The following is an 11012-nucleotide window of genomic DNA, read 5'->3' on the forward strand; positions in this document are numbered from 1 at the left end:
TTTTTTCAACGTTCGGACGTATAATTAATATTGTCAGTAACGACAATCCATTACCCGAATGATGGAGTAGGTAAAGGACAATGACTGAATTACTTCAAAGCCTCAGCACACAAAATGAGTTCGTTGCTCGCCACAACGGCCCAAACAAATCTGACCAACAGAAAATGTTGGACGCAATCAATGTTGCCAACCTAGACGCATTGATTGAAGAAACAGTTCCAGCGCAAATTCGCCTAGAAAAACCAATGACCCTAGCAGAAGCGAAAAGCGAAGCTGACATGCTGGTTGCTATGCGCGAATTTGCCGATCAAAACCAGATCAAACGTACTTTTATCGGCCAAGGTTACTACAACACGTTCACTCCGAACGTCATCTTACGTAACGTGCTTGAAAATCCAGGTTGGTACACGGCATACACGCCTTACCAACCTGAGATCTCTCAAGGCCGTCTTGAGTCTCTACTGAACTTCCAGCAAATGGTAATGGACCTAACTGGAATGGACATCGCTAACGCATCGCTGCTTGATGAAGCAACCGCAGCGGCAGAAGCAATGACGCTATGTAAGCGTGCAGGTAAGAGCAAGAGCAAAGTATTCTTTGTGGCTGACGATGTTCACCCACAAACACTAGAAGTGGTTAAGACTCGTGCGAAATACATCGGCTTTGATGTACAAGTGGGTTCTTTAGAATCTCTACCAGAGCAAGACGTATTTGGTGCACTAGTACAGTACCCTGGTACGACTGGTGAAGTACATGACCTAACGGACGTTATCGCTAAAGCGCAAGCAAACAAAACACTGGTTACTGTTGCTACTGACCTACTCGCTTGTGCATTGCTTAAGCCAGCTGGCGAAATGGGCGCAGACGTTGTAATTGGCTCAGCTCAACGCTTTGGTGTACCAATGGGTTACGGCGGTCCACACGCAGCATTCATGGCAACTCGTGACAAACACAAGCGTACCATGCCAGGCCGAGTGATTGGTGTTTCTATCGATACCAACGGTAACCAAGCACTGCGTATGGCGATGCAGACTCGTGAGCAGCACATCCGCCGCGAGAAAGCGACATCTAACATCTGTACGGCACAGGCTCTACTTGCAAACATGGCTTCGTTCTACGCGGTTTACCACGGCGCAGAAGGCCTACGTACTATTGCACGTCGTACTCACCACATGACAGCTATCTTGGCTGCTGGTCTGACTAAAGCGGGCTTCGAACTTGCTCATAACAGCTTCTTCGATACCATCACCATCAATTCTGGCGACCAAACGGAAGCGCTATACGCTAAGGCACTAGCTGCTGATATCAACCTTCGCAAACTACCGATTCAACTTGGTGTGAGCTTAGACGAAACAACAACCGTTGCTGACGTTGAAGCATTGTTCTCAGTGTTTGATGTGAAAGAAGAAGTGAATGCACTTTCTTCTGAAATCGCAGGCAACGAGTTCGCCGCTATTCCTGAAGCGCTACGTCGTACTTCAGAATACCTAACTCACCCAGTATTCAACACGCACCACAGCGAAACGCAGATGATGCGTTACCTGAAGCAGCTTGAGAACAAAGACTTCTCACTGACTCACGGTATGATCCCGCTAGGCAGCTGTACGATGAAGTTGAACGCAGCCGCTGAAATGATCCCTGTCACATGGCCTGAATTTGGTTCGATCCACCCATTCGCGCCAATTGAGCAAGCGGCGGGTTACTCGGCACTTGCAAAAGATCTGAAAGAGAAGCTGTGTGAAATCACTGGCTACGACGATTTCTCACTACAACCTAACTCAGGTGCATCTGGTGAGTACGCAGGTCTAATCGCGATTCAACGCTACCACGACAGCCGTGGCGAAGGTCACCGTAACGTATGTTTGATCCCAAGCTCTGCGCACGGTACTAACCCTGCTACAGCTTCAATGGTGTCAATGAAAGTAGTTGTGGTTAAGTGTGATGAAGATGGCAACATCGACATGACAGACCTAGCAGCGAAAATCGAGAAGCACGCAGAGAACCTATCAAGCATCATGATCACTTACCCTTCTACGCACGGCGTTTACGAAGAGCAAGTGAAAGAAGTATGTGAAATGGTTCATGCCGCTGGCGGTCAGGTTTACCTAGATGGCGCAAACATGAACGCTCAGGTTGGTCTAACGTCTCCTGGTCTTATCGGCTCTGACGTTTCTCACCTAAACCTACACAAAACGTTCTGTATTCCACACGGTGGCGGCGGTCCGGGTATGGGTCCTATCGGCGTGAAGTCGCACCTAGCACCTTTCCTACCTGGTCACATCGAAAACGGTGTTGAGGGTTCAGACTGTGCAGTTTCTGCGGCAGACCTTGGTAGTGCTTCTATCCTACCTATCTCTTGGGCTTACATCGCTATGATGGGCGAAGCTGGCCTAACAGACGCAACAAAAGTAGCGATTCTAAACGCGAACTATGTGATGGAGCGTCTACGCCCTCACTACCCTGTTCTTTACCGCGGTACTAACGGCCGCGTAGCACACGAATGTATTATCGATATTCGTCCACTAAAAGAAGAGACAGGCATCAGCGAAGAAGATATCGCGAAGCGTCTAATGGACTACGGTTTCCACGCTCCAACTATGTCGTTCCCAGTTGCGGGTACACTAATGGTTGAGCCAACTGAATCGGAAGATTTGGAAGAGCTAGACCGCTTCTGTGATGCGATGATCGCTATCCGTGAAGAGATGACGAAAGTGAAGAACGGTGAGTGGCCGCTAGAGAATAACCCTCTAGTTAACGCACCTCACACTCAAGTGGATCTGTCTGCAGCAGAGTGGGATCGCCCATACTCTCGCGAGCTTGGCTGCTTCCCTTCACCGGCAACGAAGTCTTGGAAATATTGGCCAACAGTTAACCGTGTAGACAATGTATACGGTGACCGTAACCTGATTTGTTCTTGTCCAAGCATTGATAACTACGAAGATTAATTAGTCGTTCTATTCACGCTATAAATCAAAAAGCGAACCTGAGAGGGTTCGCTTTTTTTATGGGTACTTTTCACTGGATCTCGTCAGCTAACACCCTTACAATCGAACGTTGTTTTTTTATTATAGCTATAAACGATATTATGAGAAATTTAGTCATCGTTGTTGCTGGCCTACTGTCGCTTACTGCTTGCTCTACCACCACTAATACTCCAAATGATGAAGAAATGCTTACTAATCAAGAAAAAGCGTCAACCGCTGTTGAGATCACTTCCTCTCAAAAAGCAGAGTTAGAATCTACACACCAAATCACGCCTGATGACCAGTCAAAGGCCAAAGCCGAGAGCAGCCATGAGCCTGCTGAAATAGCGAAAGCGAAAGAAGCCCCGCAGACAAAATCACACAGCAAATCTAATAGTTCAAAAAGCTCATCAGAACACTATTTACTGAATAACGAGCCGACCAAGCAAGTGATGAAATCACTCGAAGACGTGGCTGACACCTTGAATCTTGTCACCTTTGGCATATTTGCAACAGGTCATCGCTAATCGGCTCAAAAGTACGCCAACATTTATATGCCGAAACCCCTGATGTTATTGGTTTTTGGAATGGCTATCTAGGAAGCGAATACCCTATGACTGTTACAATCCCACGCTAATAACTGCGATGAAAGACAGGTGAATCCAATGACCGAATTTGAAAAGATGTTTGCTGGAGAAAACTTTGATGGCGGGTCTGATTCGATAAACGAGGTTCGTCAAAACGCTTCAACGTTGCTGCAGGCAATTAACCAAACCAGTGATGATGCCGAGCTCAACGAACTGTTTAAGCAGTTAATGGCGGACATGCCTGACTCTAGCATTATTCGCCCACCCTTTTATTGCGAGTTCGGTAAGACGATTTCTATCGGTGAACGAACATTCCTCAACATGAACATCACCATGTTAGACGGCGCAAAAATTACCATTGGCGATAATGTGTTGATTGGCCCAAATACGCAGTTTTACTGTGCTAGCCATGATTTGAACTACTTAAAACGCCGCAGTTGGGCAACTCACTGTGCCCCTATCACGGTAGAAGATGATGTCTGGATTGGCGGTAATGTGGTAATCAACCAAGGTGTAACCATTGGCGCACGCTCAGTAATTGCGGCTAACTCCGTCGTAAACAGTGACGTTCCGCCTGACTCTCTTTATGGTGGAACACCCGCCAAGTTAATCCGCAAGATTCATGAAAATGAACAGGGTAATGACTAAGCAATAATGAATAGAATAAGGCGAACCAATTCGGTTCGCCTTTGTGGTTTATTTGGGGATAAAAATTCGATCATTTATACAACAGAGTCATCTAGTTTTGACTTTAAAAATCAATAAAGCGCCAAGTATAAATCCTGGCGCTCACATGGTATTACACGTTGGTTATCCTGACACGCAAGATGCGAAGAGAACTGTGTTTGAGATGTCGTTACTGTGGGAGTAGCCAATTCCAAGGTGCGCATTCTCGCGGTAACCAGAGCTACCTAGCGTCGCTGACCAGTACCGGAGGCTAACAGGCCAGCCATCTCTACTCGATAAATCACCTTCTCTACTATGTAAGTTGAGGAGTTCATTGGTAGATGGTAATCGCCAATTATTAAGACCATTGACATTGAGTTTTTCACACATTGCCACTGCGTTTCCATGATAAAAACGGCCTATTGACACACCGTGGTCAGTAGAGTTCAAATCAGGGCTAATGCCTAAGGAGTTGTAAACGTTCACTGGTAAAGCTGGCAGCCAAGTCATACCACCACTTATTATGGTTGGCAAATCAACTGTCACAGTGTAGCTTGTTGCTTGGCTCGCAAAATCTGCAGAAGCAGCCTCAGTCGCAGTAATGACCACAGAACCTGCACCCACAATGCTTACTTCACCTGTCGTGCTGTTTACCGTTGCAATCCCAGGGGTTGAAGAGCTGTACGTCACCGTACCTCCATTACCACCGCTTGCCTTTTGAGTGAAGCTTGCATCACCGTATTTCTTAGTAATATCCCCTGCAATCGTTAATGCATTAAACGGAGGCGTTACCGTTAACGTGTAGCTCGCCGTTTGCGCTGGCAAAATCCCGTTAATAACTTGAGTCCCCGTGATAGTCGTGTTACCTGCCTTAAGAGCAGTGACTAGGCCATTTGAATCTACAGAAGCAATCGTCGCATCACTTGTTTGGTAAGTAATTGAACCGCCGTTACCATGACTCACTAAGCCAGTATGGGTTGCGCCCACTATAATTGTGGTATTAGCACCAATATTCAATGGAGCAATTGGGTCATTCGGGTCAAGTGGATTGGAACCATTCGCTGTTTCGTCCTTGTCTGATATACCATCCCCATCTGAATCTGAGTTCGGATCATCTGGGTCGATATCATCGCCATTCGCTACACCGTCACCATCACGATCAGGGTCTATCCCATCCACAATGCCGTCACCATCGCTGTCGTTATTTCCGCCCATCACGGGGTCGTTCGGATCTAGTGGGTTCGTGCCATTTGCAGTTTCATCTTTGTCCGAAATACCATCCCCATCCGAATCCGAGTTCGGGTCATCTGGATCAATATCATCGTCATTTGCTACACCGTCACCATCGCGATCTGGGTCTACACCATCTACAATGCCGTCACCATCACTGTCATTATTTCCGCCCATGACGGGGTCATTCGGGTCGAGTGGGTTGGTACCATTCGAAGTTTCATCTTTGTCCGAAATGCCATCCCCATCTGAATCCGAGTTCGGGTCAGCTGGATCAATATCATCGTCATTTACTACACCGTCACCATCACGATCTGGGTCTACCCCGTCCACAAGACCATCACCATCGCTGTCGTTATTTCCGCCCATCACGGGGTCGTTAGGATCTAATGGGTTGGTACCATTCGAAATTTCATCTTTGTCCGAAATGCCATCCCCGTCTGAATCGATACTGCTTTCGTCAATGACTAAAGGAAAAGCCAACTCACCAAAAGTAAAAGGATATACCATCGCTATCACTGGCTCACCCGTGAGTGTCAGCACAGAGGACAGAGCCCTTCCATTCTTAGTAGTAAGCGAAATCTTTGGATCGGTCCACGTCTTGTCCAGCTTGTCTGTATTCTGCTTTAACATTGGCGCTACCTTTACACCAGCTTGTATGGCATAACGCTGAATCGCAGCACTCAACTCGGGGCTCTCAACAATTTCCCTCACCTCAAAACTTGACGAACTTTGACTCATGTCCACCGTAGTCACAGGAGCAAAGTGTGTCAAACCTAGAGCTGGATCAGCTTCCACCGTCACTGCACCCGCTATAGTCTGTGACTTCCCACTGCTTTTATGAGTCACAGTTACTTGATATTCATATTTGCCAGGGATTGGCGGTGTCAGAACCTCAAACGACTGTAAGTCCTTAAGCGGCTGTGATACCAGAAGTGCAGGATGTAATGTCCACTCCACTTGATAATCACCAGATACAGGGAGACTTCTTAGCCCCATATTTTGTCCTCGGACGCGCTCGCTCGGAATGAGCGCTTTATCACCGTTAATGGCCACCCCCAGCACAAGAGGTTGATAATCGTGACCAGCATTCAGTGTTAAGACACTCTGATCACTGAGCTCTGCGGTTAATACTGATTTCTCACGATATTCTAAAACTATGTTATTGTTTCGCTTCACTAAGTCATCTCGTTGACCATCAATTTGACGAGTAATATCCACATAACTTGGAGATACTTGCTTTTCCCACGGAACACCAAATCGGTACGTCACATCAACACCCGCACTCAATAATGGATTATCACCTTTTGCTTTAGTGACAGCTGTCTGAAAAGTCAGAAGAGGTATAGGCGTATAATTAAGACTCAGCGAGCCTGCATATGGGTCTGACTGCCTATTCTTGTTCCCCAAAATATCCACTTCATTACCAAAATATTGTTCATAGGTGACAGAGGCACCTAGATGCGAGTAGGAAGGGAGGTAACCCGTTGCATCTAAATCAAAGCCTCTAGCCGCTTTCTCTTCGTAGTAATCAAAATCAGGCGAGTCCTTCCAATCTGATAGTGGGAAATAGTAATTCCCTGTTAACTTTAAATAGTTGGAAAAAAACTCCACACCCGTACTAGCTCGTTGGTGTGAGCGTGTTACATCACGGTCAAAGAAGGCATTCATCCCCACAAGATAGTCATCAGTGGTGTAGCGAGTCCCCAAACCAACATTCATGAAATCACGTCCAGAAAAGGTATTTTCGCCGTTCGCTTGATAACCAAACTGAGTAAACAACAGCTGTGACCCTGAATCATAAAGCGGTATCAGTGCATTTAATGAAGCAGAAGGGCCTTTAAGGTTATTGAGTAAATCTGTTGAGAACTCAATCGTTCCATAAGGAGACAACCAATCGGTTACTGTGCTTTCCAATTGCTGATTGGCGTAGTTTTGTACTTTTGATATGACGCTATCGGAGAAGTCCGAAGGCTTCCCCTCATTAAGTGCTTGACCAGCGCTAGCGAGTTCAGAAGCGATCACCAGAGAAACTGAGTCATGGGAGGCAACGTCACCATCACGTCCAAGTGAGGGTAATCCCTCTCCTTGACCATTGCTCTGTTCCGCGTTTTGGACTGGTTGAAAATCTGCTAGAGCAGCGACTTTTTGCGCGTCACCATGGCCAACCCAAGACCAAAGGTATGCATCCGGCACATACTGGCGTGCTTTCTCCAAAAAGGCATACTTATCCGCCCCTAAGGGAACTTTCATCATTAACCGATAATTATCAAACGCTCGGTCAAACCAAAGAAAAACGTGGCTTTCCTTAATGTCCTGAGAAATCTCATTAATGAAATCCTCTCTTGGTACGGACGAGCCGTAGTAAAGATGCACATACTCACCATCACTGGCTTGAGAAAACAAGTGAGGTAGCTCACTGCTGGTTCGAAAGTCATACTCATTATAAAGTTCATACTGAAGATGAGAGTTAGCGATTGTGTTAAAAGGAACACTAAACAGCATTAATAGCGCACTGTATCGTTTTATTTGTACATTCATAACTTAGCTATCTTCTTTCTTGTTTGCCTGTGGACAATCGGAGTTCTGCAACACATTAACGAGCTCTTAATTCGACCACCTGCCGACCAACCAAAGCGTTTAATTAAATCAGTCGAGATAAGCTCTTCTGCACACATCACTTCGAGACGACTACCTTTGGATAAAGGATTTGAGGACATAGCCACCTCCTTTTTTTCCATGGCAGAACGCCCAGAAAGAGCAACACTTAAATGATTGACTTTTCTATGTGCGAGAGCACCAAAAATAAAAAGCTCTCGTGCGTTAAACTCGAAGAGACAAAAAATATTACGTTGCTCGACTGCTTGAACGGCCTTATGAAGATTCCCTACGCTGCCTACGTAGATATCAAACATAGTCACCCCTCAAAAAAGGGATATTCGCTTTTAACAGTGATTTGGACACCGTCATGTTGACCCCACCTTTTTCAACCAATAGATCTTTAAGGTAGGAGCATTCATTCCGTGTCATTCTGAAAACGCAATGCACATCCTTACCCTCTACAAGATTGTTTTCACATAAGTCATAAAAGGATTCGTAACTTGAACACACAATGACTTCTTTCTTGTGAGTTGCTGTTGAAGGAGGAGAACAAGGGGAACCCAAGTCTAGCAAGGGGGGCTGCTGAATTTTCATAAAAGTACCTCTGATTGTCTTTATGAAAATTTCATCAAAAATAATGAGGTTGAGCCATTAAGCAATGTTTGTTTATACTAAATAATGATAAGGTTAATAATAATTAATATAATTATAACCCATTTATTTTCAATAACTTAACTGGAAATTATCCAGTTGCATATAAATAAAGAACTTTATCGTCACGCGATTTCATGCAAGATCCCAGAAGTTCGACAGTCTTCCTTCTTGAAAGGGCGGCCTTCAAATAAAAGTAAAATGCAAAATGGCTCGAATATTTAAGCTTAATATTGAGCGATGAAAGAAAATGTGACGTTATTAACCAATAGGATTTTCAATGGATCAGCAGAATCACTATGAAGACGAATTCTTAAAAATAGATAGGACAAAATCCTCGCCCATCGTTTACTTTCAAAATACAACACATCAGTTTTCAATATCCCATCCCGAAAGCCGAGTACTTCAGTGTCTACTTGAACAAAGAGAGACTGTCTCAAAAGCTACACTTCTTGAAGCGGGTTGGGGACGATCCGAGCACCTAAGTGAAAACTCACTACCCGTTGCAATTTCTCGGCTCAGAAAAATACTCAAAATTGCCAATGCTGATATCATCAACACCCCGAGAGTTGGCTACAAAATAGAGTTTTCTTCCGTAAGCTCTGAGACGATAGCGACACCCAATGATTTGTCCTTAGAAGCATCCGCCACCCACTTACGAGCAATCAATATAAAGCGAACACTCTTTAATATTGGCATCATTCTAATGGCAGGAGGCCTAATACTATTATGGGTTAATACTTTAGGCAGTTGGGTTTATGTATCGTGCAACAAGCAAGACGAAAAGGAAGTCTGTCAAATTGGAGGGATAATCTATGAAATCAACCTTAAGTAAATCAATAATAACAGGCATCCTGTTAACTTTTTGTCTCTCTCTCTTGATTGTTCTTTATGGCTTTGTCAATTCTCTTTTTTGCTCATATCAACTCAAGATAACGCACTCACCAACAAATCAAATTGACTTAAGTTGTCGAGTTGGGAAAGTTAGCGTTTTGCACACAGAAGAATCTCATACAGAGAATACGGTTGCCCTATGGAGGATATCCGCAAGGCAGTTATTATTCGGTAATCAGCTCATTTTTCTCATCTGGGACCGAGAAAGGATTGGGGGGCCATTAACCGCCAGTACTGCCGACATTGACGACTACAACTATTCAGTTAAAGATTTCAATACACTATTTTACTTTGTGAAACGAACCGATAACCAATTGACTATCTTTGAGAAGTTTCCGGAGCACAACGTCTATACGGCCGACCTCAAAGGGAAGTTAGGGCTTATAGAGCCTAATTAATGACAAAAGCTATACGAATGCCTGCTAGCAACATACATTAACGACTCTGTACAGCTCTTGGTCACATTTTCGCACCCTTTCTCCCAAGCCAATGATTAAAGATGGTCGTAATTCTTATGGTAAAGAGGCTAGGCCGAGCAGACAAATAGAGAGACATAATTTATATAATAACCTCGACATAGAACGAACAAAGTGTAAACACCTGATCGCTAGATGGGCTTGTACATGGAGCACATTATGAAAAGGTAGTTTTACACACTGTTTGTTGACCACCTCTTAGGCCCTCCTTTTTAGTTTATTTCAAAATATCACTCTCTAAGTCTTGCTCTATCGATTCCGTTGCCTCAAATAAGGGACTTGCCTTCAACGCCTAGGCCTAGCGGTGAGCTTCGTCGAAAAATTTAGGCAAAAAAGAGGCAGCATCAGCCACCTCTTCGATATCACTACAATTCGATTTTCTTCACCATACCCGCTTCAGCATGGCCTGGAATATTGCAGGCAAACTCAACATTATTGTCGCCGTGGAAGTGCCACAGCAGTTGCTTTGCTTTACCGGGTTTAACGGTTACAGCATTGCCTGAATCATGTTCATGATGGCCCATATTCTTCATCATTTCTCGGTGCTCTAACTGCTCCTTAGCGGAGCCAATCGTGAACTCGTGATCAATTTTACCCACGTTCATTACCACAAATTGAACGACATCATTTGGCTCGATGGTGACTGGCTTCTTAAACTGAACCTTCATGTCATCGGTCAGCAAAACGTGGACAACTTTATCTGGTTTCGCCCCTTTCGCCGGCATACCTACGTCTGACATCCCTTCCATGTTCATCATTGAATGGTCCATATTGCTGTGATCCATTTTGCTATGGTCCATTTCACCGTGCTTCATCGAGCCATGATCCATCTGCGAGTGGTCCATTTGTGCCCATACAGGGGTGACTGCTACTGATAATAAAACGGATAATACTGTCTTTTTCATTTTTGTTTTCCTTCTCGCCTTTAATAGGCTTAGTTTGGG

At 44.8% G+C, this 11012-nt stretch carries 7 protein-coding genes; 4 read left to right on the forward strand and 3 right to left on the reverse strand.

Features of this window, described 5'->3' with window-relative positions; all coding sequences use genetic code 11:
- The first annotated feature begins 80 nt into the window (after nt 1-80).
- The 3 genes from gcvP to EJ063_RS02555 all read left to right on the forward strand — a co-directional run bounded on the left by gcvP (nt 81) and on the right by EJ063_RS02555 (nt 4198).
- Nucleotides 81-2945 carry an aminomethyl-transferring glycine dehydrogenase gene (gcvP, locus tag EJ063_RS02545; RefSeq protein ID WP_126572435.1) on the forward strand — a complete coding sequence of 955 codons (2865 nt, stop codon included), beginning with the start codon at nt 81-83 and terminating at the stop codon, nt 2943-2945.
- A 59-nt stretch (nt 2946-3004) separates the two neighbouring features.
- Nucleotides 3005-3490 (forward strand): hypothetical protein, encoded by a 486-nt coding sequence (locus EJ063_RS02550; protein WP_126572436.1) that lies wholly within the window; start codon nt 3005-3007, stop codon nt 3488-3490.
- A 138-nt stretch (nt 3491-3628) separates the two neighbouring features.
- Nucleotides 3629-4198 (forward strand): sugar O-acetyltransferase, encoded by a 570-nt coding sequence (locus EJ063_RS02555; protein ID WP_126572437.1) that lies wholly within the window; start codon nt 3629-3631, stop codon nt 4196-4198.
- 162 nt (nt 4199-4360) lie between these two features.
- Here EJ063_RS02555 and EJ063_RS02560 read toward each other — a convergent pair whose 3' ends face one another.
- The gene (locus tag EJ063_RS02560; protein WP_126572438.1) at nt 4361-7987 is read right to left on the reverse strand and encodes an inverse autotransporter beta domain-containing protein; all 3627 of its coding nucleotides are present in this window, start codon (nt 7985-7987) and stop codon (nt 4361-4363) included.
- A complete protein-coding gene (locus EJ063_RS02565; protein ID WP_126572439.1) occupies nt 7984-8361 on the reverse strand; it encodes a hypothetical protein in 378 nt (125 codons plus the stop codon). Before EJ063_RS02565 ends, EJ063_RS02560 begins: the two co-directional genes overlap by 4 nt.
- A gap of 617 nt (nt 8362-8978) precedes the next feature.
- Between EJ063_RS02565 and EJ063_RS02570 the strand changes: the two genes are divergently transcribed.
- Nucleotides 8979-9533 (forward strand): winged helix-turn-helix domain-containing protein, encoded by a 555-nt coding sequence (locus EJ063_RS02570; RefSeq protein ID WP_126572440.1) that lies wholly within the window; start codon nt 8979-8981, stop codon nt 9531-9533.
- A 900-nt stretch (nt 9534-10433) separates the two neighbouring features.
- Here EJ063_RS02570 and copI read toward each other — a convergent pair.
- The gene (gene copI / locus EJ063_RS02575) at nt 10434-10973 is read right to left on the reverse strand and encodes a copper-resistant cuproprotein CopI (RefSeq protein WP_126572441.1); all 540 of its coding nucleotides are present in this window, start codon (nt 10971-10973) and stop codon (nt 10434-10436) included.
- Nucleotides 10974-11012 lie beyond the last annotated feature (39 nt).

This window comes from Vibrio aquaticus, from assembly GCF_003970385.1.
Lineage (GTDB): Bacteria > Pseudomonadota > Gammaproteobacteria > Enterobacterales > Vibrionaceae > Vibrio > Vibrio aquaticus.

Excerpts from the sequence above, each read along its gene's own strand:
- gcvP (WP_126572435.1), top strand. The coding sequence starts at position 81 with ATGACTGAATTACTTCAAAGCCTCAGCACACAAAATGAGTTCGTTGCT.
- EJ063_RS02550 (WP_126572436.1), top strand. The coding sequence starts at position 3,005 with ATGGGTACTTTTCACTGGATCTCGTCAGCTAACACCCTTACAATCGAA.
- EJ063_RS02555 (WP_126572437.1), top strand. The coding sequence starts at position 3,629 with ATGACCGAATTTGAAAAGATGTTTGCTGGAGAAAACTTTGATGGCGGG.
- EJ063_RS02560 (WP_126572438.1), bottom strand. The coding sequence starts at position 7,987 with ATGAATGTACAAATAAAACGATACAGTGCGCTATTAATGCTGTTTAGT.
- EJ063_RS02565 (WP_126572439.1), bottom strand. The coding sequence starts at position 8,361 with ATGTTTGATATCTACGTAGGCAGCGTAGGGAATCTTCATAAGGCCGTT.
- EJ063_RS02570 (WP_126572440.1), top strand. The coding sequence starts at position 8,979 with ATGGATCAGCAGAATCACTATGAAGACGAATTCTTAAAAATAGATAGG.
- copI (WP_126572441.1), bottom strand. The coding sequence starts at position 10,973 with ATGAAAAAGACAGTATTATCCGTTTTATTATCAGTAGCAGTCACCCCT.